Genomic DNA, 21,489 nt, shown 5'->3' on the forward strand with positions numbered 1-21,489 from the left:
TCCAGCTTCAAACTTCCGGCTTTCGTCTCAGAAATGCGGCTTGAGCTGCTGCACCAGTGCCTTGTAAAGCCGCGGATTCGCCGCCATAAGCAGGCCTTCGGCGTCGACGCCGGGGCGACCATCGGGGGTGCCCATCAAGGCACCGGCTTCCTTCAATAACAGCGTACCGACTTCCTTGTCCTGCTCCTCCAGACCCAGCACGAAAGCGACATCGGCGCGACCGCTGGCGAGCTCCGCAATGTCCAGCAAGCCACTGCCGGTAGCGCAGAGCACGTCAATCTGGGGCCCGAGCTGCTGTACCAGAGTCAGATAGGCCGGCAGGTAACGAGCGCGCAACCAGGTTTCCGGCAGGCTCATCGCCATCCGTGCGCCACTGATAGCGGTGGTCTTGGGAACGCGAATGCGTCTGCCATTGTGCTGGGCGCCACGCCCGCGACTGGCCAGGTATTCGTCGTCATTGAAAGGGCAAATGATCACCGCATGCTCCGGACGCCCCTTGACCAGACATACCAGCGACAAGGCGAACCCGGCGCTGGCCGCACATAGGTTGGAATAGCCATGGAAGGGCTCGATGCGCCAATGGTAGTCGCGACCTTCGCCTTCCCCTTCACGATAGGGGGTATAACGGCCGGAGATGCCGTGCTGCGGATAGCCGCGCGATAACTGACGTACGACTAGTGTCTCGGCATTGCGGGCGGCATCCTCGAGCAGGCGGTCGAGATTGTGTTCCTCGTGGGCGTTTTCGATGCGTTCACGAATGCGCACGAACTGTTCGGCGGCACTGCGCATGGCGCGCAGCCCGAATTGGACCATCGGATGCATGATCGGGCCTTTGGGGAGTCGGTAGCTGTTAAAGAACGGTGTCGGGTGAAGCAAAATAGAGACGGCGCGCATCCTAGCAGATCCAGCCCATGACCGCCATTGCCATGTGCACGTCAAGGGGCCGGAACATGCTAGACTTGCTCCCTCCACTTTCCAGTAAGCAGTAGGCCATGCTAGAGCGCATTCGCATCGTCCTGATCGGCACCAGCCACCCCGGCAACATCGGCGGCACCGCCCGCGCCATGAAAAACATGGGACTGACGGACCTGGCCCTGGTTTCGCCCCGTAGCGAAGCCCGATCGGCGGATGCCATCTCCCGTGCCTCGGGTGCCGACGACCTGCTGGCCTCAGCCAACGTCGTCGACACGCTCGAGGAAGCGGTTGCCAACTGCACTCTGGTGGTCGGTGCCAGTGCCCGTTCGCGTACCCTGCCTTGGCCGATGCTCTCCCCACGAGCGCTTGGCGAGCGCCTGCCGACTGAACTCGCCGCTCCCGAGGCACGAGTGGCACTGGTATTCGGCCGCGAGGACAGCGGACTGACCAACGCCGAGTTGCAGCGCTGCCATGCCCATGTGCATATTCCCGCCAATCCAGAATTCAGCTCCCTGAACCTGGTCACGGCGGTACAGGTACTGGCCTACGAGTGTCGCCTGGCTTGGCTCGCCATGGAGCAGACCGCGGCCTCCGATACACAGGAGCAACACCAGCCCTTCGGTATCGATTGGGACAATCCGCCGGCCAGCCATGCCGACCTGGAACGCCTCTTCGAGCATCTGGAGCGGGTGTTGATCGCCATCGACTTTCACGACCCTGCCACTCCCCGGCAATTGATGGCACGACTACGCCGACTCTACCTGCGGGCCCGGCCGGACCAGATGGAAGTGAACATCCTGCGCGGCATGCTCACCGCCGTGGAAAAGCATGTCGGAGGGACGCCTGCTACTGACTCCGGCGGCGTGCATTCATGAGGCGCTCCACAGCCGTGCCTTGCAGGCGAGCATTCGCGCCCCAATAATGTTCTCCGGCGGGTGATCGGTGCTGCAACCTGGCCGAGCAAGGACCGACCGTGCCTGAAGTCGCCCCGGACCTGCCGCTACTCCGTGATGTAAGGACTGCCGCATGTTTCATCACCTGCGTGAAGATATCAACAGCGTGTTCGCTCGCGACCCCGCCGCGCGCAACTTCCTGGAAGTCCTGACCAATTATCCGGGACTGCATGCCCTGCTTGCCCATCGGGTGAGTCACTGGTTGTGGCAGCACAACCTCAAGTGGCTGGCCCGCACCCTTTCCACGCTGTTTCGCTGGCTGACCGGTATCGAGATCCACCCCGGGGCGCAGATAGGCCGTCGCTTCTTCATCGACCATGGCATGGGCGTGGTGATCGGCGAAACCGCCGAGGTCGGCGACGACGTCACTCTCTATCAGGGCGTGACATTGGGTGGTACGAGTTGGAACAAGGGCAAGCGTCACCCCACCCTCGAAGATGGCGTCATCGTCGGTGCCGGAGCCAAGATTCTCGGCCCCTTCACGGTCGGCGCCGGGGCCAAGATCGGCTCCAACGCGGTCATTACCAAGGCGGTCCCCGCCGGTGCCACGGTGGTCGGCATTCCGGGCAAGATCGTCAAGCGCGCCGAACCCGATACCGAGGAAGTACCCACCTTCGATCCCGAGCGTCGCGAGGCCATGCGTCAGAAGTTCGGCTTCGATGCCTACGGCGTAAGCCAAGACATGCCCGATCCGGTGGCACGTTCGATACAGGCCATGCTCGACCACATGCATGCCGTGGATCAGCGTATCGAGCATATGTGTACCACGCTGCGCAAGATCGACGCCAGCTATCGTGACGGGCAACTCCCCGAGCTCCGCGACGAGGATTTCGCCGATATCCTCGACGATGTCGATACTTGCTGCCCGCCACCAGAGGAAGAGGGCAAGCAGGGCAACTCTACGTCTCAGCCCCGCAAATCCTCCAAATCCTCCGAGGGCAGTGGCTCCTGAGCCGGGAGAATTGTTGACCAAAGTACTGGGGTTTCCCATAATGGCGCAGTAATCAGGTTACCGGTGCTTCGCCCCCGACACTCTGTGTTCGACATCCCCTATGCGCTTGACAACCAAAGGACGTTACGCCGTCACCGCGATGCTGGACTTGGCTCTCAATGCCGACGAGAGCCCGACCAGCCTCGCCGACATTTCCCGGCGTCAGGAAATCTCGCTGTCGTATCTCGAGCAACTTTTCGCTCGTTTGCGACGCGCCCAACTGGTCAAGAGCGTACGCGGCCCCGGGGGCGGTTATCTGCTGGCAGAGGCGCCCGCCACCATCTCGGTGGCTCGTGTCATCGATGCGGTCAATGAGTCGGTGGATGCCACCCGCTGCCAAGGGACGTCGGACTGCCAACAAGGTGATGTCTGCCTGACCCATCACCTATGGTGCGATCTGTCGCGGGAAATCCACGGCTTTCTCGAGGGCATCACCCTAGGCGAGCTGGTGCAGCGCCACGAAGTCCAAACCATTGCCGAGCGCCAGCGTCGGCGCACCGATGAAGCCACCATCGCCGTGTCCCCGTCCTAGTGGACCAAGGATCACGGCGGCCACATTGTTGTCGTCAGCAAGGATCGTCCCACGCCGTCATGAGCGCTCCCGTCTATCTCGATTATGCCGCCACCAGCCCAGTCGACCCACGCGTCGCCGAGGCCATGAGCCGTCACCTGACCCAGGACGGCATCTTTGCCAACCCGGCTTCGCGCAGTCATATGCCCGGCTGGCTGGCCGAGCAAGCGGTGGAAGGTGCGCGGCGCCAGGTCGCCGATCTGATCCACGCCGACCCGCGCGAAATCGTCTGGACCAGTGGCGCCACCGAGGCCGACAACCTGGCCTTGGTCGGTTTCATGCGCGCCAATCGCGCCCGGGGCCGTCATCTGGTGACCTCCATCATCGAACACAAGGCAATCGTGGACACCGCCCATGCCCTCGAAACCGAAGGTTTCGAGGTCACCTGGCTGACACCGGGGCCTGACGGACGCGTCACCCCTACCCAGCTCCGCGAGGCACTGCGCGACGACACCGTGTTGGTATCGCTGATGGCGGTCAACAACGAGCTGGGCTGCATTCACGATCTCAAGGCATTGGCCGAGGTCGCCCATGCCGGTGGTGCCGCCTTCCACGTCGATGGCGCCCAGGCAGCAGGCAAGCTCGACCTCGACGTTCAGCGCCTGGGCATCGACCTGCTGTCGCTGTCGGCCCACAAACTTTATGGGCCCAAGGGTATCGGTGCCCTCTTCGTGCGTCGTCATCCTGACATTCGGCTCGAAGCCCTGATCCACGGCGGTGGCCATGAGCGCGGCATGCGTTCGGGAACACTCGCCACCCATCAGATCGTCGGCATGGGAGAGGCTTTCGCTCTGGCGCAACAGGAAGGCGAGGCCGACCAGGCGCATATCGCCTGTTTACAGACTCGCTTCCTCAACGGCCTGGCCGACTTGGAAGGCATCCACCGCAATACCGACACCCGAGTGGCACTGCCCAACATCGTCAACCTGGCCTTCGACGGCGTGGACGGTGAGTCGCTGTTGATGGCCTTGCGCAATATCGCCATTTCCACCGGTTCGGCCTGCAACTCTGCGAGTGTCGAGCCATCCTATGTATTGAAGGGGATCGGCGTGCCGCATGCTCGCGCACTTGCGTCGCTGCGTTTCAGCTTCGGCCGGTTCGCCACCGAAGCCGATGTCGACACAGCCATCGCCGAGTTGCGCCACGCCGTCGTCGCACTGCGCCGCTGACGCAGGATCCCCACATTCATCATCGCAGGAGGCAAGCCCCATGGCGCATCTTTCGATTACCACTGCCGCAGCCAGTCAGATCCGTCGTATACTCGACGAGCGCGGCCATGGCCTGGGCCTGCGCGTCTCGGTCAAGCCCAGTGGCTGCTCCGGCTACAGCTATGTGCTCGACTTCGCCGACGAAGCGACCAGCGACGACGTCTCCTTCGAGGAGCATGGCGTCAAGGTTTTCGTCACTCCGGAGGCCTTGGAGATGGTCGACGGTAGCGAGGTCGACTATGTGTCGGAAGGACTGAACCGTTTCTTCCGCTTCAACAACCCCAATGTCAAGGACGAGTGCGGCTGTGGGGAAAGCTTCAGTGTCTGATATGGCGAACTCCCGACGCATGACGATTGAGATGTTTCACCAGCAACCGTTATAATGCCCGGCTACTCGGCCTAGTGCCCGATCGACGCATCAATTCTCGACACGCGCCGCCCCAGCATCCGGCCCCTGGCTGTGCACGGGCGGCGCGATGTCATCCGAAAGTCCGTTAACCATACTATTTCACGGAGACACGCCCCATGGCCATTGAGCGCACACTGTCCATCATCAAACCCGACGCCGTCGCCAAGAACGTGATCGGCGAGATCATCAGCCGTTTCGAGAAAGCTGGCCTGCAGGTCGTCGCCGCCAAGATGCTGCACCTGTCCAAGGAACAGGCCGAGGGCTTTTACGCTGAGCACAAGGAACGTTCCTTCTTCGGCGATCTGGTCGGTTTCATGACCTCCGGACCGGTGATCGTGCAAGTCCTCGAGGGCGAAAATGCCATTGCCAAGAACCGTGAACTGATGGGGGCCACCAATCCCCAGGAAGCCGCCGCCGGTACCATCCGCGCCGACTTCGCCCAATCCATCGATGCCAACGCCGTGCATGGCTCCGATTCCGCCGCTTCCGCCGAGCGCGAAGTGGCCTACTTCTTCGGTAGCGACGAGATCTGCCCGCGCGGCTGATACGTGTCCACGCGGGGGAAACCTCCCCCGCGTCTAGTCCACCGACTCCGCGATACCTCCATGACTGCCACCACTGCCACTCCCCGTACCAACCTGCTCGGCCTGTCCCGCGACCAGATGGAAGCTTTCTTCCTGTCGATCGGCGAGAAGAAGTTCCGCGCCGCCCAGGTAATGAAATGGATCCACCACGAAGGCTGCGACGACTTCGAGGCCATGACCAACCTGTCCAAGGCGTTGCGTGCGCGTCTGTCCGAGGTGGCGGAAATCCGTGGCCCCGGCGTGGTCTACGAGGGCACGTCCAGCGACGGCACCCGCAAATGGGTGTTGGAAGTGGAGGATGGCAGTTACGTTGAGACCGTGCTGATCCCGGCCGACAACGGCAAGCGCCGCACCCTGTGCGTTTCGTCCCAGGTCGGCTGCTCGCTGGACTGCAGTTTCTGCTCCACCGGTAAGCAAGGCTTTCAACGCAACCTCACCGCGGCCGAGATCATCGGCCAGGTATGGGTCGCGCAACGCAGTGTCGGGCCGCGCAAGGACACCGCCAACCGTCCTGTCACCAACGTGGTGATGATGGGCATGGGCGAACCGCTGATGAACTACGACAACGTGGTGCCGGCGATGAAGCTGATGCTCGATGACAACGGCTACGGGCTGTCCAAGCGTCGCGTCACCCTGTCGACCTCCGGCGTGGTGCCGATGATCGACCGGCTCGGCGACGAACTCGACGTGAGCCTCGCTATCTCGCTGCATGCCGCCACCGATGAATTGCGTAGCGAACTGGTCCCGCTCAACCGCAAGTACAACATCCGCAATCTGCTCGACGCTTGCCAGCGCTACCTCGCCAAGTGCGACGACACGCGCATGGTGACCGTCGAATACACCTTGATCAAGGACGTCAACGACCAGCGCGAGCATGCCGAACAGCTTGCGTCCCTATTATCGGAGTTGCCGTGCAAGATCAACCTGATTCCGTTCAACCCGTTCCCCCACTCCGGCTATGAGAAGCCATCACGCAATCAAGTGATGCGCTTCCAACAGTGGCTATACGAACTGGGATACACGGCGCCAATCCGCAGCACGCGCGGCGATGACATCGACGCCGCTTGCGGCCAATTGGTCGGCCGCGTCAAGGACCGCACCAAGCGCCATGCACGTTATATACAATCGATTCAGCTCGATGCCGACTGAGCGCCCGCGGCAACCTTGACTTCAACTGAACACAGCGCTTTGATGGGTAGGCTTTTTTTATGGGGTAACGTCATGATTCGTCGCCACTGCTCGCCAGTCCGACTCAAGCCGGCCGCTGCCATGGCAGCCTTGCTGAGTGTCGTCTGGCTGTCGGGCTGTGCGAGCCAGGCGACCGGCGTCGAGTCGGGTACCAGCCCAGCCGATGCCTATACCCAGTTGGGAACCGCCTATCTGGAGCGTGACAATCTGCCCCGTGCCATATCCGCCCTGGACCACGCCCTCGAGCTTCGCCCCGACCATGCCGAGGCTCTGCAAGTCATGGCCATGGTCTATCAACGCCAAGGGGAAGCCGATCTCGCCGACGACTATTTCCAGCGGGCGTTGAAGGCCGATGGCAACGTCACCCGCGCGCGCAACAATTACGCAGCCTACCTGTTCGACCAGGGACGAACGGCCGAGGCCTGCCTCCAGCTCGAGCGGGCCAGCCAGGATACCCAGTATCCGAATCGCGCCCAGCTATTCGCCAACCTGGGCCAGTGTCAGAGTGAGCTCGGCAACCTGGATGCAGCACGCCAAAGCCTGACACAAGCTCAAGCGATTGACGCCCGAAGTCCACGCAGCTACTTCACGCTGGCTGAAATCGAATATTCTCAGGGCAATTATTCCCGCGCCTGGGACCAACTGCAGTCTTTTGTACGCCTGGCAGGCGTCACCCCTGAAAGCCACAGGCTGGCAAGCGACATTGCGGCCGCCAGGAGAGACGAATGACGACCCTGCCGTTTTTTCTTTCCAGCAGTTGGGCCACTACAGTGGCGCTCTCTGATGACCGAATCTTGACTAAGGATGCTCAGACATGAGCGAAACACACTATAACGACCCAGCTGAACTCGCTCCCCAGTCCTCTCCCGGCGAACTGCTCAAACGCGAACGGGAAAAGCAGGGGCTGTCACGCGAGGAAGTCGCCTCCGCCTTGAACCTGCGCCCCGCGGTGGTCGACGGTCTCGAGTCCGACAGCTATGACGAGGTACCGGTCGCCACCTATCGGCGCGGTTACCTGCGTGCCTATTCGCGCCTGCTGGGCATCGATGACCGATCGGTGATCGAGGCCTACAACGCACGTTTCGGCAACATCGAGGGCGAGCACAGGGTCACTCCTGTGCATGTCACAAAACCCCCTTCGCGCCTTGGCGCCTGGCTGTTCAAACTGGCCACCCTGATTGTCATCGCAGGACTTGTCGGCCTGACCTTGCTGTGGTGGCAAAGTCGTGGCGGCAACGATCTGCTTGGAATCGGCGGCAACGAGCCAGTGGCGGTGGATACCCTGGACGGCACCCCCGTCACGGAAGAGCCCGAACCTGCCGGTGAAATGCTGCCCCCGCTGCCGGACGACAGCAACGAGTTAGGGCTGGTCGACGACGAAGCACAGATCGAACCTGGCAGCGATGTCGCGGTCGATAGCGAGCGAGCCGACGTCGCGCCCTCTTCTATCAACGACGAGGAGGAAACGTCGACGGCCGCAATCACCGGTGATCGCTCGCCGTCGCCGAGCGATGCGGTTGCCACGCTGGTACCGGATGCCGAGGTCGACATGGCTCCCGAAACCGAGTCTGAAGCCTCGGTTGCGGAACCATCCGCCGAACCGGCCGAGGAAGCACCTGCTGAAGCGGTCGAGGAAGCAGCCGCGGATCCACGTACGCTGGAGCTGACCTTCAACGAGCAATCCTGGACCGAGATCTTCGACGCCAACGATAATCGCATCTTCGTCGGCCTGCAGGAGAGCGGCACCCAGGCCACGGCCGAAGGCCAACCGCCATTTCGTCTGACCATCGGCAATGCCACCGGTGTCGAGTTACGCTATCGTGGCGAAATCATCGATCTCGGCTCGCGCGCCGGGTCCAACAATGTCGCACGCTTCACACTAGGAGAATGACCGCCATGCACGCTCAGTCTCCCATCGTCAGGCGCCGCTCACGTCAGATCCACGTCGGCAACGTCGCGGTCGGCGGCGATGCTCCGATCTCCGTGCAGAGCATGACCAACACCGACACTCTGGATGTTGACGCCACCGTGGCCCAGATCCAGCGCCTCGCCACCGCCGGTGCCGACATCGTGCGCGTTTCGGTGCCGACCATGGACGCTGCCGAGGCCTTCGGCCGCATCAAGCGTCAATCACCTGTGCCACTGGTGGCCGATATCCATTTCGACTACAAGATCGCCCTGCGCGTCGCCGAGTTGGGTGTCGACTGCCTGCGTATCAACCCCGGCAACATCGGCCGAGAAGATCGCGTCCGCGCGGTGGTATCCGCAGCCCGTGACAATGGCATCCCGATCCGCATTGGCGTCAATGCCGGTTCGCTGGAAAAGGATTTGCAGAAGAAGTACGGCGAACCGACGTCCGAAGCGCTGGTCGAATCCGCCATACGCCATATCGAGCATCTCGACCGTTTGAACTTCCCGGACTTCAAGGTCAGCGTCAAGGCCTCCGACGTATTCATGGCCGTGGGCGCCTACCGACAACTGGCGAAGCTGATCGAACAGCCGCTGCATTTGGGCATTACCGAGGCCGGGGGCCTGCGTTCCGGCACCGTCAAATCGTCGATCGGCCTCGGCATGCTGCTGATGGACGGCATCGGCGACACCATCCGGGTTTCGCTGGCCGCCGATCCGGTGGAAGAGGTCAAGGTCGGCTATGACATGCTCAAGAGCCTGCGCCTGCGCTCCAAGGGGATCAACTTCATCGCCTGCCCCAGTTGTTCGCGGCAGAACTTCGACGTGATCGGCACCATGAATGCCCTCGAGGAGCGCCTCGAGGACATCATGACGCCACTTGACGTGTCCGTGATCGGCTGTGTGGTCAATGGCCCCGGCGAAGCCAAGGAGGCCGATGTCGGCCTGACCGGCGGCAGCCCGGCCAACCTCGTCTACATCGACGGTAAGCCGGCCAGTAAATTGCGTAACGATCACCTGATCGACGACCTCGAGGCACTGATTCGCGACAAGGTTCGCGAGAAGCAGCAGGCCGAACAGGATGTGATCGCCCGCGAGGCCTGACCCGTGGGCGGTGAGTTAAGGAGCCAGTGTTGAGCAAGAAAATCCAGGCCATTCGTGGCATGAACGACCTGCTGCCCGGCCAGTCGGCCCTGTGGCAGTACTTCGAGAGCCATGTACGCACGCTGATGCAGCGTTACGGCTATGACGAGATTCGCACGCCGATCGTCGAACAGACCGCGCTGTTCGCTCGCTCCATCGGCGAAGTTACCGATATCGTCGAGAAGGAAATGTACACTTTCGAGGACCGCAACGGCGACAGTCTCAGCCTGCGTCCCGAAGGTACCGCGGGTTGCGTGCGCGCGACCATGGAGCATGGCCTGCTGCACAATCAAATCCAGCGGCTGTGGTACCAGGGCCCAATGTTCCGCCATGAGCGGCCGCAGAAGGGCCGCTATCGGCAGTTCCATCAGGTCGGCGTCGAGACCTATGGCCTCGAAGGACCCGACATCGACGCCGAGCTGATCCTGCTCACAGCGCGCCTGTGGAAGCAGCTCGGCCTCTTCGAGCATGTCACACTGGAGCTCAACTCGCTGGGCTCCAGCGAGGCTCGTGCGGCCTATCGAGATATCCTGGTGGCCTACTTCGAGCAGCACTACGAGGTACTGGACGAGGACTCACGACGCCGATTCTCGACCAATCCGTTGCGTATTCTCGATTCCAAGAACCCCGACATGGCGCCGATGCTCGCCGAGGCCCCGCAACTGCTGGACCACCTCGACGAGGCCTCCCGAGACCACTTCGAGCGGCTTACCGCGATTCTCGAGATGGCTGGCATCGAGTACCGCATCAACCCCCGCTTGGTGCGTGGTCTCGACTACTATTCGCGGACCGTCTTCGAATGGACCACCACGGCGCTGGGCAGCCAGGGCACAGTATGTGCCGGCGGTCGCTATGACGCGCTGGTCGAGCAGCTCGGCGGCAAACCGACTTCCGCGGTGGGTTTTGCCATGGGTGTCGAGCGCCTGATCCTGCTGCTCGAAACCCTGGAACTGGTTCCTCAGGACGCCACTCCGCCGCTTGACGTGTACCTGCTCGGCATGGATGAAACCGCCACCCGTGCCGCCTTGTTGTTGGGCGAGCGCCTGCGCGACCGTCTTCCGGCCTGCCGCCTCCAAGTGCACTGTGGCGGCGGCAGTTTCAAGAGCCAGATCAAGAAGGCCGACAAGAGCGGCGCGCGTCTGGCCCTGCTGCTTGGCGAGGATGAACTAACCCACGACCAGATCACGCTTAAGTTCCTGCGCGAGGAGCGCGAACAGCAGCGCGTGGCGCAAAGCGAACTGGTCGAGACCCTCGAGCACCTGCTCGCCGACGCCTAGCTCGCGGCAGGCCAGCCGCAAGTTCCCTAAGTCAGAGGAGACCGCCCGTGGCGGAGCTGAGAACCGAAGAAGAGCAGCTTGAGGCCATCAAGCGCTGGTGGAAAGAGAACGGCATGTCGTTGATTGCCGGGGTGGTGATCGCTGCCGCCGGGGTCCTGGGCTGGAACGCCTGGAAGGATTACCAGGCCAACCAGGCCGAAGCCGCCTCGATGCGCTATCAACAACTGCTCAATATCGTCAGCCAGAACGAACTGGAAGCTGACGAGCTTGCCCAAGCCCAGGAACTGATCGGCGCGATCATCGACGATCACGGCAAGACGTTGTATGCCGACCTGGCCGGCCTGGTCGAAGCACGTCTGGCGGTGGCCGATAACGACCTGACTTCTGCCAAGACAGCGTTGGGTGACGTCATCAAGAGCACCTCCCGGGAGTACATACGCAGCCTGGCCCGCCTGCGCCTGGCCCGCCTGCAGCTAGCCACCGGCGATCCCGAGGCAGCGCTTGCGACCCTGGACGAGAACATAGCCTCGTCGCTGGCAGCCCAGCGCGCCGATGTCCTCGGCGACGTCTATCTCGCGCTGGATCGTGATGAAGACGCTCGCAAGTCCTACCAGCAAGCCATGACATTGGCTGAAGAGCTCGGTCAACCGCTCTACGGCATCCAACTCAAGCTCGACAATCTGGGGACCCAGGAGGCGACCCTATGAAGATGCCGGTATTCGCGATCATGGCTGCGGCTCTTATGCTGGCCGGCTGCGCTGGCAAGGTCGAGCCCCAATATCCACCCAAGGAACTGAGAAGCTTCAACGAAACCACCGCTCTTGGCTCCGTGTGGAGCCAGCGTGTCGGCCAGGGTCTCGGCCGCGCCCGCTATCCCCTCAGTGCCGCGCAAGGGGAAGGGGTCATCTACGCTGCCGACGAACGCGGATACGTCATGGCTCTGGACGCCGACAGCGGCGATACTCACTGGGAGCGGGATCTCGATACCGCCATTTCCAGTGGTCTGACCGCCGGGTCGGGACAGCTCTTTCTGGGAACACGCAACGGCGAGGTACTGGCGCTGAGTCAGGACGACGGCGAGATCCAGTGGCGTTCGCGGGTTTCCAGTGAAGTGCTGGCTCCCCCGCAGGTCAACAGCCAACTGGTGATCGTACAGAGCGTCGACGGCGCAGTGACGGCGCTCGACCGCGCCAACGGCGACGAGCGCTGGATCTACACCAGCTCGCAGCCAGCCTTGACCCTGCGTGGCACCGGCACGCCTCAGGTCATCGAGCCGGTATCCTTCGTCGGTTTCGCCAACGGCCGTCTGGCAACGCTGGACAACCGCAGCGGCCAACCATTGTGGGATATGCGCATAGCCGTACCCCAAGGGCGTAGCGAGGTCGATCGCCTGGTCGACCTGGATGGCCAGCCGGTACTGACGCCCGACGGACGTCTTTACGTGACCAGCTACAACGGCCGCTTGATCGCACTCGAGGCGACCAGCGGCGAGGTGCTATGGGAGCGCGATCAGTCCAGCTACCTGACCCCACTGCTGGTCGGCGACTACCTGTTCACCGTCGACGAAGCCAGCCACATCCTGGCCTTGGATGCCCTGTCCGGGGAGCGTGTATGGCGCAACGAAGACCTCGAAGGGCGCTGGCTGACCGCGCCCGCCTTCGCCGACGGCAAACTGGTGTTCGGCGATTTCGAGGGTTATGTCCACCTGCTGGATGCCCGTAGCGGCACGCTCGTCGGCCGCACCCGGGTCAACAATTCCGGCATCAGTGTGCGCCCCATCACCGAAGGCCGCCGGATCTACGCTCAGGCCAATGATGGACGCCTCGAAGCCCTTCAGATACGCGAGACACAATGAACCCAGTCATAGCCCTGGTTGGCCGCCCCAACGTCGGCAAGTCGACGTTGTTCAACCGCCTGACGCGCTCGCGGGATGCGCTGGTGGCCGACTTCCCCGGCCTGACCCGTGACCGCAAGTACGGCAACGGCCAGCTCGGGGACAAGACCTATACCGTCATCGACACCGGCGGCATCAGCGGCGACGAGGAAGGCATCGACGCCGTCATGGCCGAGCAGTCATTGCTGGCCATCGACGAGGCCGATATCGTGCTGTTCATGGTCGATGCGCGCGCCGGCCTGCATGTCGCCGACGAAGCCATCGCCAACCACCTGCGCGTCAACCAGAAGAAGACCTGGCTGGTGGTCAACAAGACCGATGGCCTGGAAGAGCATTCGGCGATGGCCGATTTCTGGACGCTGGGACTGGGCGATCCCCACCCCATTGCCGCCGCTCACGGCCGCAACGTCACCAACCTGATCGACGAGGTTCTGGCGCCATTCCCGGAACGTGAAGAACACGATGCGCCAGCAGACCTCAGCAACGGCATCCGCATCGGTGTGGTGGGTCGCCCCAATGTCGGCAAGTCGACCCTGGTCAACCGCCTGCTCGGCGAAGAACGGGTGGTGGTGTTCGACGAGGCCGGCACTACCCGGGATGCCATCGAGATTCCCTTCGAACGGCGTGGCAAGCCCTATGTGCTGGTCGATACCGCCGGCGTACGGCGACGCAAGAATGTACGCGAGATCGCCGAGAAATTTTCGATCATCAAGACCCTCGAGGCCATCAAGGAATGCCAGGTGGCGATCATGGTGCTCGATGCCCGCAGCGGTTTGGTGGAGCAGGACCTGCACCTGCTCGACTACGTGCTGACCTCGGGTCGTGCGCTGGTACTGGCCGTCAACAAGTGGGATGGCCTGGAGTCGGAAGCCAAGGAGAAGATACGTGCCGACATCAAGCGTCGCCTGGGCTTCGCCGACTATGCCGATCTGCACTTCATCTCGGCGCTGCACGGTACTGCGGTGGGCGATCTCTACCCCTCGATCGAGCGTGCCTTCGCCTCGGCGACCAGCCACTGGTCGACCAACCGACTGACCACCATCTTGCAGGACGCAGTGAGCGAACATCAGCCGCCACTGGTACAAGGCCGGCGCATCAAGCTGCGCATGGCTCACCAGGGCGGTAACAATCCGCCGATCATCGTCGTCCACGGCAACCAGACCGCCTCGCTGCCAGAGGCCTACAAGCGCTATCTGACCAATACCTTCCGCAAGGTGCTCAAGGTGCGCGGCACACCGATCCGTTTCGAGTTCCGCTCGGGCAAGAATCCCTACGATAGCGATGCCGGTGCCAGCGACCGCGAGAAGGCCAGGAAACGCGAGCTGAGCCGTACTAAGGAAGCGCGCAGGAAACGACGCTAAGATCTTGGGTTCTCGAAGGCGCCTGATGGGCGCCTTCGTCGTCTTGCCATAACTTAAGGTGGCGATGGCGGCACCACACGCAGCACCCGCCCCTTGGCACTGTCGGTCAACAGGTAGAGTGCACCATCCGGTCCGGTACGGACGTCACGGATCCGCTCGCCGAGCTCCGTGAACAGTGCTTCCTGGCCGACGATCTCGCCATCTTCGCGGATCAGGCGGTGTACTTGGCGAGCGACCAGAGCCGAGACGAACAAGTCGCCGCGCCACTCGGGAAACGCTTTTCCGTCGTACAAGGTCATGCCCGAGGGAGCGATGGAAGGCGTCCAGTGCAGCAACGGCGACTCGAACCCAGGCAGTTCGGTGAAGGGTGTGACACGTGCCCCGGTATAGTCGACACCATGCGTGACCAGTGGCCAACCATAGTTGGCGCCGGGAATGATGCGATTGAGTTCATCTCCGCCACGTGGGCCATGCTCGTGAATGAGCAGCTCGCTTCGCGTCGTGTCGAAGACGATACCCTGAATATTGCGATGGCCAATGCTGTAGAGTTCCGCTCGTGCCTCACTGTCATCGACGAAAGGGTTGTCATCGGGCACCGAGCCATCGAGGTTCAGCCGCACCAGGCTACCCAGGTGATTGGCTGGATTCTGGGCCTGTTCGCGGTAGTCGAAGCCGTCACCCAGTCCCAATACCAGAGTGTCATCGGGCAAGAATGTCAGACGGCCACCGTAATGGGAGCGCCCCTGCTTGTCCGGCACGGCGCGAAACAGCGTCTCGCGTTCGACCAGCCGTTGGCCATCTAACCGGGCGCGATCCAGACAAGTCGTATTGGCGGCAAGCGTGCCGCAGGCATAGCTCAGGTACACCAACCCACTGTCGGCATGATCCGGCGCCAACGCCACCTCGAACAACCCCGCCTGACCACCGACGAAGACCTCGGGCACACCAGCTATGGGCGCCTCGCGCAGCGCGCCGTCGGCCTCGATCAGGCGTAGACGCCCGGCTCGTTCGGTGACCAGCATGCCGTCCCCAGGCAGGAAAGCCAACGACCAGGGATGCTCGAGCCCCTCGGCCAGCGTCTCGACACGATAGTCCACGGCAAGCGCCATGGCACAAACCGACAGGCCAGTGGCGGCCAGCAGAATATGGCCAAATCGACGCATCCCGCTCTCCTATTGCAAGATTATCCGGAAGCCCCGTCCCAGTCGAAATACGCCAGAATGGCATAGCCCCAGCCGCCCAGAGCGGCGGTCGCCATCATCGCCAGTGTTCCCTCCAGGCTACGAGTGGCCGCGATCAAGGTTGGCATGGGCGCCAGGGTATCGACGATCCACAGCGTCACCCACAAGCCGAGTGCAGCCGCTAGTGCATGAATCAGCCATGCCCCGGAGCCCAGCCAGCGTGTCACCACGCTGGCCGCCGGCATGGCCCCGAGCATCATGATGGCGATGAGGCTGCCATACAGCGGTGTGAACCCCAGCAGATCGTGGCCGGTAGTCGCCAGGCGCGTGGTAAACGATATCTCTGCACCTAATGCCGACAGCGCCGCCAGGTTGAACTGGGTCTGCACGATCGACCCGAGCAAAGTGGCATCCAATACGGCAGCGACATACGCCACCAGCGGTTGCCATCGATTCGTCATGGGGCTCCCTCGTGGGCAAGTGTGAGAATGGTGGTTCGTCAGCATGTCAGCCATGATCGACCATCATGACCAATGTCACCAACGGTCCATGAAAACGCTTGGCTTCAATGCCTCCCCGACCTAGAATTCGCGCGCTTCGACTTTCGACACTCCATAGGTCCCATGTTTCATGGCCTACCCCAGGAGACACCATGCCAAATCTTCGCTCCCCTCGTTCGTACCTGGCGCGCTGGCGCCTGTTGGCCCCCTGGTGCCTGGCCCTGCTGCTAAGCGGTTGCCTGGCACTGCCACAAACCGGCCTGTTCGCCATGCGCCTGGCGGTGACCTCACTGGGTATCGAGGATGTGCGTATCGGTCCCTACACCATTCGTGCAGGTCTCGACACCAGCGACATCACATCGCTGATCGCCTCCAGCCTGGGCCTGGGCAGTCTGCCGATACAAGCAACCCTGACCATGGGACTGGGGCTGCCCAGCGGCTTGCCACCGGTGGAAATGAACGGATTTGCCTGGATTCTGGACGTACCCGGCGCCGAGACGATCACCGGACGGTACACGGACCAAGTGGCCCTGACGCCGGGCGACGACGCCAACTTGCGCCTGCCTGTCGCCTTCGATGCGCTCGGTGACGGCCAGCGCCTGGCCCCCATGGTACAATTGGCCAGCCAGCTCGCCACTCGCGGGGAACTGCCCGCCGGCAGCGAGCTATCGATTACTCCCGGCGGCCTTCGCGGCCTGGGCGTGAACCTGCCTGCCGGCCTGTGGATGCCCACCGTACGTCTGGCCGTAGGTGAGGACGGCAGTCTCGAACCCCAGACCTGAGCGCAGCCCAGCCTCATAGCGGCAATTGGCCCAGTATCCCGCGTAACAGCAAGAACATTACGAGGCCGCCAAGGATGGTGGCCAGCAAATGGCGACTGAATGCCGCAATGGCGATGGTCGCCAGACCGGCCAGCAAGTAGGCATTGTCCCAGGACAAAGCCAGCCTGCCTTCCGGCATCAATAGCCCAGGGACCACGATAGCGCTCAGTACGGCTACCGGTACGTAGTGCAGAGACTGCCCCAGCCACGCCGGGAAACGCAGGAAGGCCCGCGCCACCTCGGCATCGTGCAACACACTGACAGGGAAAGTGGGCAGCCTTCCCCGCGCCAGCTCCAACTCGTTCAGCACATCACGAATCTGCTCGGCTTCCAGGTAACAGCCTCGATAGCTCCAGCCCGCCTCATGCGCCTTGGAACCGGTATGCACCTCATCCGGATTGATCAGCACCATGCTCCCCACCGCAGCGAGATGGTCGCTGCCCCGATGGCGGAAGCGTTGCCCGCCTTGTTCGATCACGGTGATGACATAGCCGGAGTGCACGTGAGGTGAAAACCGCTGCTCCACATAGTGGGCATGCAGCAGCTCCACGCCTCCCAACTGGGAAGCCTGCCAGAAATGCGTCCGCTCCTGGTTCCGTTGCATGATCCTGTTGTTTCCCCCTGTCTAGCAGCGGCCGTCCAAGCGCTGCTGACCGACCCACTGACAAGCGAACTGCCAGGCGGCACGCCCGCTGCGCCCGCCACGCAAGGTGGCGAAACGGATCGCTTCCTCGCGAGCCGCCACGTTCCAGTCACTCGCATCGCCAAGGTGACGTACCCAGTGTTCGCAGGTCTCGAGGTAGGCGCTCTGGTTGAAGGGATGGAAGGCAAGCCACAGGCCGAAGCGATCCGAGAGCGAGATCTTCTCCTCCACCGCGTCGCCGTGATGCAGCTCATCGCCGACCAGACGAGTGGCCTCGTTGTCGGAAAGCGACTCGGGCAGCAGATGGCGACGATTGGACGTGGCGTAGAGCAACACGTTCTCCGGCGGGCCGGTCAGGGTGCCATCGAGCACGCTCTTGAGCGCCTTGTAGGCATCATCGCTGCCTTCGAAGGAGAGATCGTCGCAGTAGACCACGAAACGGTGTGTTTGGTCGCGAAGCTGCTGAACCAGAAACGGCAACCCGGCCAGGTCGTGGCGATCGACCTGGATCAGGCGTAGCCCTTCTTCGGCCAGCGAGTTGAGCAACGCGCGCACCAGCGACGACTTGCCGCTGCCGCGCGCGCCCCACAGCAAGGCATGGTTGGCCGGCAGGCCGCGCAGAAAGGCGCGGGTATTGTCGAGCAGCGTCTGCTTCTGGCGCTCGATCCCCAGCAGATCGTCCAGCGTCACGGCATCGCGCACCGCCACCGGCAGCAGTTGCCCACCCAAGGCATGACGCTGCCATAGCGCGGCGATGTCGCGCTCCCAGTCCACCGGCTCGGGCGTCGGTGGCAACCAATGATCGGCGCGTTCGAGAAGGTCCAGCAGGCGCTGGGATAACTGGGCATCCATAATTGTCCTCGTGGGAGTTGAGATGGTTGACCTGTATCGGTTTCGGGGTATCTTGTGCCAGATCATCCGCTTTCGTCCAATCACCCCTCCTGGACCCGACGAGGATAACCGCATGCGCTGGATCTCCCGACTCTCCGTCGGCGCTTTATGTATCACCTTGGCCGCCTGTACCAGCTCACCAACCGGTCGTCAGCAACTGACCCTCTATTCCGACGAGCAGCTCAACCAGATGGGTCAACAGGCCTACGAGCAGTATCAGCAGGAACTGCCGACGGTCGGTGGCGCTACGCACCGCTATGCCGAATGCGTGGCCAGCGCCCTGGTCACCGAACTGCCCGAGCGACAGCGAGCACAGAACTGGCAGATTAGCGTCTTCGAGGACGACTCGGCCAATGCTTTCGCCTTGCCTGGTGGCTACATGGGCATCAATACCGGGCTGCTCAAGATTGCTACCAACCAGGACCAGCTCGCCGCGGTAATCGGCCACGAGATCGCCCATGTGCTGGCCAACCATGCCAACGAGCGGGTTTCGACCCAATCGGCTACCCAGCTCGGGCTGTCGGTATTGCAGTCTTCCGCCGGCATCCAAAACGAGCAGATGCTCGGTCTGCTCGGTGCCGGTGCCCAGTACGGCATCCTGCTGCCATTCTCACGTCGCCACGAGAGCGAGGCTGATGTCATTGGCCTCAACTTGATGGCCGATGCCGGCTTCGACCCACGGGCCAGCCTTACGCTGTGGGACAACATGAGCGAGGCATCAGGGGGGCAACCACCGGTGTGGATGTCCACCCACCCCAGTCACGGTCAGCGCATCAGCGGCCTGCAAACCGGCATGAACGAGGCCGTGGCCCGTTACCAACGCGCCCACGACGCCGGCAAGCGCCCCAACTGTTCCCAACCGGTTTGAGGTGACGGCCCCCGATGCTACGAATCGGTCTACTACTGCTGGTCGCGCCCATCGTGATCCTGATGGGCGTGTACTTCTGGGAACTCGGTGACGTGCGCGAATGCGCGGTGAACGGCGGGCATTGGGACTATGTGGAGGGCGTGTGTCGCGACACGCCCCAACCTTTCGTATCCTGGCAGGTTCGCCACCCTTGGCTGGTCAACGGCGGCATGCTGCTGTCGGTGCTGGGCACGGTGTTGTGCATGGTCGGGCTGTACGTCAAGCGGCGCTGAGCGGCACGAATGAGTAGCCCGCGGGCTGCGCGTTGCCTGGGACAGGCCGTAGAGAAGGTCCTTTTCCATGGATGGAAAAGGTAGCGCCCAAGGAAGGGTTTACAGCGCCTTCTCGAAGGCCTGTCCCAGGCAACGCTTCCATATCACAGGGATTGGCGTAACGCTGCCAGTACCGGCGCAGTATCGGGATGCTTGTGACGCCACTGGAAGAACGACTCGGCGGCCTGTTCGACCAGCATGCCCAAGCCGTCGATGGGGCGTGCGCCGCGCTCGGCCGCCCACGCCAGGAATACTGTAAGTTCGGCGCCGTACATCATGTCGTAGGCCGTCGCCCCGGGGACAAAAAGGTCGTCGGGCAACGGCGGCAGATCACCGGCCAGGCTGGCGCTGGTGCCATTGATCACGATATCGAAGGGCCCGGTCACGGCCTCGAAACCTCCACCGCGAATCCCCCCCAGATCGGTGAAATCCGCCGCCAGACGTTCGGCCTTCTCGGCGGTGCGATTGGCGATCAGCACGCTGGCCGGTTCGGCTTTCAGCAACGGTTCCAGAATACCGCGTACCGCTCCACCGGCACCCAGCACCAGGATACGCATACCGGCCAACTCCACCCCATGATGTTCGAGGTCGCGCACCAGACCCACGCCGTCGGTGGTATCGCCATAGGTCTGGCCGTTGGCGCCCAGCACCAGGGTATTCACCGCTCCGGCACGTTGGGCTCGTGGACTGAGCGTGTCACAAAGGCGGAAGGCATCTTCCTTGAAAGGCACGGTCACGTTGGCGCCTGCCCCACCCTCGGCGACAAACGCCCGCCAGGCTCCGGCGAAGTCGTCCAGCGGCGCCTCGATGGCGGCGTAGTCGATGGCCTCTCCGGTCTGTTTGGCGAAGGCGGCATGAATCGCCGGCGACTTCGAGTGGCCGACCGGGTGGCCGAAGACACAGTAACGATCGGTCATGATGATTCTCCTGACGATGATTCGCCCAGCCAGTCGCGTGGACGCAAATAATCACGATACAGGGATTCTTCCGGGCTGCCCGGCTCGGGGACCCAGCCATACCGCCAGGTGGCCATCGGTGGCATCGACATCAGGATCGACTCGGTGCGCCCACCGCTCTGCAGCCCGAACAGGGTGCCACGGTCCCATACCAGGTTGAATTCCACATAACGGCCACGGCGATAGAGCTGGAAATCACGCTCGCGCTGCCCATAAGGCGTGGCACGCCGGCGCTGGACGATGGGCAGGTAGGCCTCGAGGAAGCTGTTGCCGACGGCTCGCTGGAAGGCGAAGCACGATTCGAAGTCGCCGGCATTGAGGTCGTCGAAGAACAATCCGCCGACCCCTCGGGTCTCGCCGCGATGTTTGAGATAGAAGTACTCGTCGCACCAAGCCTTGTAACGGGTGTAGACGTCATCGCCGAAAGGTTCGCAGGCCTGCTTGGCGACTCGGTGCCAGTGCACCACATCCTCGAACACCGGATAGAACGGCGTCAGGTCGTAGCCGCCACCGAACCACCATACCGGCGCTTCCCCTTCCTTTTCGGCAATGAAGAAGCGCACATTGCCGTGGCCGGTGGGCACATGCGGGTTCTCGGGATGAAGTACCCAGGACACGCCCACGGCGTGGTAGCTGCGTCCGGCCAGTTCGGGGCGTGCTGCGCTGGCCGAAGGAGGTAACTGGGCACCGTACACATGCGAGAAGTTGACGCCGCCCTTCTCGAACAAGGCGCCGTTCTCGATTACACGCGAACGCCCGCCACCGCCTTCCTCGCGCTGCCAGGCGTCCTCGCGGAAGCCGGCACCGCCGTCCTCGGCGGCCAGCGCCTGACAGAGGCGATCCTGCAGGTCGAGCAAGTAGGTCTTGACGGCATCGAGATAGGCGTGAGCCACGGAGCCTCCGTTATCTATCGCTG

The 21,489-nt window shown here is 62.7% G+C and carries 24 protein-coding genes; 17 read left to right on the forward strand and 7 right to left on the reverse strand.

The window, feature by feature from the left end:
- Positions 1-27: 27 nt before the first annotated feature.
- On the reverse strand, positions 28-822 hold the full coding sequence (locus IE093_RS11070; RefSeq protein ID WP_189469126.1) for an inositol monophosphatase family protein: 795 nt from the start codon (positions 820-822) through the stop codon (positions 28-30).
- A gap of 170 nt (positions 823-992) precedes the next feature.
- On the opposite strand from IE093_RS11070, the gene trmJ reads away from it, so the two are divergent.
- The 14 genes from trmJ (at position 993) to der (ending at position 14,402) form a co-directional block, all read left to right on the forward strand.
- Complete coding sequence (gene trmJ / locus IE093_RS11075) at positions 993-1,790, forward strand: tRNA (cytosine(32)/uridine(32)-2'-O)-methyltransferase TrmJ (RefSeq protein ID WP_189469128.1); 798 nt, start codon at positions 993-995, stop codon at positions 1,788-1,790.
- 151 nt (positions 1,791-1,941) lie between these two features.
- Complete coding sequence (gene cysE, locus IE093_RS11080; RefSeq protein WP_189469130.1) at positions 1,942-2,820, forward strand: serine O-acetyltransferase; 879 nt, start codon at positions 1,942-1,944, stop codon at positions 2,818-2,820.
- A gap of 100 nt (positions 2,821-2,920) precedes the next feature.
- The gene (gene iscR, locus IE093_RS11085) at positions 2,921-3,391 is read left to right on the forward strand and encodes a Fe-S cluster assembly transcriptional regulator IscR (protein WP_189469131.1); all 471 of its coding nucleotides are present in this window, start codon (positions 2,921-2,923) and stop codon (positions 3,389-3,391) included.
- A 59-nt stretch (positions 3,392-3,450) separates the two neighbouring features.
- Entirely contained in the window at positions 3,451-4,599 is a 1,149-nt protein-coding gene (locus IE093_RS11090; RefSeq protein ID WP_189469133.1) for an aminotransferase class V-fold PLP-dependent enzyme, read from the forward strand.
- A gap of 40 nt (positions 4,600-4,639) precedes the next feature.
- Positions 4,640-4,966, forward strand: a complete 327-nt coding sequence (locus tag IE093_RS11095; RefSeq protein ID WP_189469135.1) for a HesB/IscA family protein — start codon at positions 4,640-4,642, stop codon at positions 4,964-4,966.
- A 197-nt stretch (positions 4,967-5,163) separates the two neighbouring features.
- Positions 5,164-5,592, forward strand: coding sequence for a nucleoside-diphosphate kinase (ndk, locus tag IE093_RS11100; protein ID WP_189469137.1), 429 nt, complete (start codon positions 5,164-5,166; stop codon positions 5,590-5,592).
- A gap of 60 nt (positions 5,593-5,652) precedes the next feature.
- Positions 5,653-6,780: a dual-specificity RNA methyltransferase RlmN gene (gene rlmN, locus IE093_RS11105; protein ID WP_189469139.1), complete on the forward strand. Its 1,128-nt coding sequence runs from the start codon at positions 5,653-5,655 to the stop codon at positions 6,778-6,780.
- Positions 6,781-6,852: 72 nt separating this feature from the next.
- Positions 6,853-7,548 carry a type IV pilus biogenesis/stability protein PilW gene (gene pilW / locus IE093_RS11110; protein WP_189469141.1) on the forward strand — a complete coding sequence of 232 codons (696 nt, stop codon included), beginning with the start codon at positions 6,853-6,855 and terminating at the stop codon, positions 7,546-7,548.
- A gap of 85 nt (positions 7,549-7,633) precedes the next feature.
- On the forward strand, positions 7,634-8,710 hold the full coding sequence (locus tag IE093_RS11115; RefSeq protein WP_189469143.1) for a RodZ domain-containing protein: 1,077 nt from the start codon (positions 7,634-7,636) through the stop codon (positions 8,708-8,710).
- Positions 8,711-8,715: 5 nt separating this feature from the next.
- Positions 8,716-9,831, forward strand: coding sequence for a flavodoxin-dependent (E)-4-hydroxy-3-methylbut-2-enyl-diphosphate synthase (gene ispG / locus IE093_RS11120; protein ID WP_189469144.1), 1,116 nt, complete (start codon positions 8,716-8,718; stop codon positions 9,829-9,831).
- A gap of 29 nt (positions 9,832-9,860) precedes the next feature.
- Positions 9,861-11,147 carry a histidine--tRNA ligase gene (gene hisS / locus IE093_RS11125; RefSeq protein WP_189469146.1) on the forward strand — a complete coding sequence of 429 codons (1,287 nt, stop codon included), beginning with the start codon at positions 9,861-9,863 and terminating at the stop codon, positions 11,145-11,147.
- Positions 11,148-11,194: 47 nt separating this feature from the next.
- Positions 11,195-11,854 (forward strand): YfgM family protein, encoded by a 660-nt coding sequence (locus IE093_RS11130; protein WP_189469148.1) that lies wholly within the window; start codon positions 11,195-11,197, stop codon positions 11,852-11,854.
- Positions 11,851-13,002 carry an outer membrane protein assembly factor BamB gene (gene bamB, locus IE093_RS11135; protein ID WP_189469150.1) on the forward strand — a complete coding sequence of 384 codons (1,152 nt, stop codon included), beginning with the start codon at positions 11,851-11,853 and terminating at the stop codon, positions 13,000-13,002. The genes IE093_RS11130 and bamB overlap by 4 nt, the downstream gene beginning before the upstream one ends.
- Entirely contained in the window at positions 12,999-14,402 is a 1,404-nt protein-coding gene (der, locus tag IE093_RS11140) for a ribosome biogenesis GTPase Der (protein WP_189469152.1), read from the forward strand. The genes bamB and der overlap by 4 nt, the downstream gene beginning before the upstream one ends.
- Positions 14,403-14,455: 53 nt before the next feature.
- On the opposite strand, the gene IE093_RS11145 is transcribed toward der, so the two are convergent.
- Positions 14,456-15,565, reverse strand: a complete 1,110-nt coding sequence (locus IE093_RS11145; RefSeq protein ID WP_189469154.1) for a PQQ-dependent sugar dehydrogenase — start codon at positions 15,563-15,565, stop codon at positions 14,456-14,458.
- A 20-nt stretch (positions 15,566-15,585) separates the two neighbouring features.
- A complete protein-coding gene (locus IE093_RS11150) occupies positions 15,586-16,044 on the reverse strand; it encodes a hypothetical protein (RefSeq protein ID WP_189469156.1) in 459 nt (152 codons plus the stop codon).
- A gap of 191 nt (positions 16,045-16,235) precedes the next feature.
- Between IE093_RS11150 and IE093_RS11155 the strand changes: the two genes are divergently transcribed.
- Positions 16,236-16,865 (forward strand): hypothetical protein, encoded by a 630-nt coding sequence (locus IE093_RS11155; RefSeq protein WP_229803494.1) that lies wholly within the window; start codon positions 16,236-16,238, stop codon positions 16,863-16,865.
- Positions 16,866-16,878: 13 nt separating this feature from the next.
- On the opposite strand, the gene IE093_RS11160 is transcribed toward IE093_RS11155, so the two are convergent.
- Together IE093_RS11160 and IE093_RS11165 are read right to left on the reverse strand one after the other, a co-directional pair.
- Entirely contained in the window at positions 16,879-17,508 is a 630-nt protein-coding gene (locus IE093_RS11160; RefSeq protein WP_189469158.1) for an AraC family ligand binding domain-containing protein, read from the reverse strand.
- 21 nt (positions 17,509-17,529) lie between these two features.
- Entirely contained in the window at positions 17,530-18,399 is an 870-nt protein-coding gene (locus tag IE093_RS11165) for an ATP-binding protein (RefSeq protein ID WP_189469159.1), read from the reverse strand.
- A gap of 112 nt (positions 18,400-18,511) precedes the next feature.
- On the opposite strand from IE093_RS11165, the gene IE093_RS11170 reads away from it, so the two are divergent.
- Together IE093_RS11170 and IE093_RS11175 are read left to right on the forward strand one after the other, a co-directional pair.
- Positions 18,512-19,306 carry a M48 family metallopeptidase gene (locus tag IE093_RS11170; protein WP_189469161.1) on the forward strand — a complete coding sequence of 265 codons (795 nt, stop codon included), beginning with the start codon at positions 18,512-18,514 and terminating at the stop codon, positions 19,304-19,306.
- Between the two features lie 14 nt (positions 19,307-19,320).
- Positions 19,321-19,578: a hypothetical protein gene (locus IE093_RS11175; protein ID WP_189469163.1), complete on the forward strand. Its 258-nt coding sequence runs from the start codon at positions 19,321-19,323 to the stop codon at positions 19,576-19,578.
- Positions 19,579-19,721: 143 nt separating this feature from the next.
- Here IE093_RS11175 and aroE read toward each other — a convergent pair whose 3' ends face one another.
- The gene (aroE, locus tag IE093_RS11180; protein WP_189469165.1) at positions 19,722-20,534 is read right to left on the reverse strand and encodes a shikimate dehydrogenase; all 813 of its coding nucleotides are present in this window, start codon (positions 20,532-20,534) and stop codon (positions 19,722-19,724) included.
- Positions 20,531-21,466, reverse strand: coding sequence for an oxygen-dependent coproporphyrinogen oxidase (gene hemF, locus IE093_RS11185; RefSeq protein WP_189469167.1), 936 nt, complete (start codon positions 21,464-21,466; stop codon positions 20,531-20,533). The genes aroE and hemF overlap by 4 nt, the downstream gene beginning before the upstream one ends.
- Positions 21,467-21,489: the final 23 nt, after the last annotated feature.

This window comes from Litchfieldella qijiaojingensis (genome assembly GCF_014651875.1).
GTDB lineage: Bacteria > Pseudomonadota > Gammaproteobacteria > Pseudomonadales > Halomonadaceae > Litchfieldella > Litchfieldella qijiaojingensis.

What these genes read in the sequence shown, in the direction of transcription:
- ispG (WP_189469144.1), top strand. Translation starts at nt 8,716, where the DNA reads ATGCACGCTCAGTCTCCCATCGTCAGGCGCCGCTCACGTCAGATCCAC.
- IE093_RS11070 (WP_189469126.1), bottom strand. Translation starts at nt 822, where the DNA reads ATGCATCCGATGGTCCAATTCGGGCTGCGCGCCATGCGCAGTGCCGCC.
- cysE (WP_189469130.1), top strand. Translation starts at nt 1,942, where the DNA reads ATGTTTCATCACCTGCGTGAAGATATCAACAGCGTGTTCGCTCGCGAC.
- pilW (WP_189469141.1), top strand. Translation starts at nt 6,853, where the DNA reads ATGATTCGTCGCCACTGCTCGCCAGTCCGACTCAAGCCGGCCGCTGCC.
- IE093_RS11090 (WP_189469133.1), top strand. Translation starts at nt 3,451, where the DNA reads ATGAGCGCTCCCGTCTATCTCGATTATGCCGCCACCAGCCCAGTCGAC.
- IE093_RS11145 (WP_189469154.1), bottom strand. Translation starts at nt 15,565, where the DNA reads ATGCGTCGATTTGGCCATATTCTGCTGGCCGCCACTGGCCTGTCGGTT.
- iscR (WP_189469131.1), top strand. Translation starts at nt 2,921, where the DNA reads ATGCGCTTGACAACCAAAGGACGTTACGCCGTCACCGCGATGCTGGAC.
- aroE (WP_189469165.1), bottom strand. Translation starts at nt 20,534, where the DNA reads ATGACCGATCGTTACTGTGTCTTCGGCCACCCGGTCGGCCACTCGAAG.
- IE093_RS11095 (WP_189469135.1), top strand. Translation starts at nt 4,640, where the DNA reads ATGGCGCATCTTTCGATTACCACTGCCGCAGCCAGTCAGATCCGTCGT.
- IE093_RS11160 (WP_189469158.1), bottom strand. Translation starts at nt 17,508, where the DNA reads ATGCAACGGAACCAGGAGCGGACGCATTTCTGGCAGGCTTCCCAGTTG.
- IE093_RS11115 (WP_189469143.1), top strand. Translation starts at nt 7,634, where the DNA reads ATGAGCGAAACACACTATAACGACCCAGCTGAACTCGCTCCCCAGTCC.
- IE093_RS11165 (WP_189469159.1), bottom strand. Translation starts at nt 18,399, where the DNA reads ATGGATGCCCAGTTATCCCAGCGCCTGCTGGACCTTCTCGAACGCGCC.
- bamB (WP_189469150.1), top strand. Translation starts at nt 11,851, where the DNA reads ATGAAGATGCCGGTATTCGCGATCATGGCTGCGGCTCTTATGCTGGCC.
- rlmN (WP_189469139.1), top strand. Translation starts at nt 5,653, where the DNA reads ATGACTGCCACCACTGCCACTCCCCGTACCAACCTGCTCGGCCTGTCC.
- IE093_RS11170 (WP_189469161.1), top strand. Translation starts at nt 18,512, where the DNA reads ATGCGCTGGATCTCCCGACTCTCCGTCGGCGCTTTATGTATCACCTTG.
- IE093_RS11150 (WP_189469156.1), bottom strand. Translation starts at nt 16,044, where the DNA reads ATGACGAATCGATGGCAACCGCTGGTGGCGTATGTCGCTGCCGTATTG.
- IE093_RS11175 (WP_189469163.1), top strand. Translation starts at nt 19,321, where the DNA reads ATGCTACGAATCGGTCTACTACTGCTGGTCGCGCCCATCGTGATCCTG.
- ndk (WP_189469137.1), top strand. Translation starts at nt 5,164, where the DNA reads ATGGCCATTGAGCGCACACTGTCCATCATCAAACCCGACGCCGTCGCC.
- der (WP_189469152.1), top strand. Translation starts at nt 12,999, where the DNA reads ATGAACCCAGTCATAGCCCTGGTTGGCCGCCCCAACGTCGGCAAGTCG.
- trmJ (WP_189469128.1), top strand. Translation starts at nt 993, where the DNA reads ATGCTAGAGCGCATTCGCATCGTCCTGATCGGCACCAGCCACCCCGGC.
- IE093_RS11155 (WP_229803494.1), top strand. Translation starts at nt 16,236, where the DNA reads ATGCCAAATCTTCGCTCCCCTCGTTCGTACCTGGCGCGCTGGCGCCTG.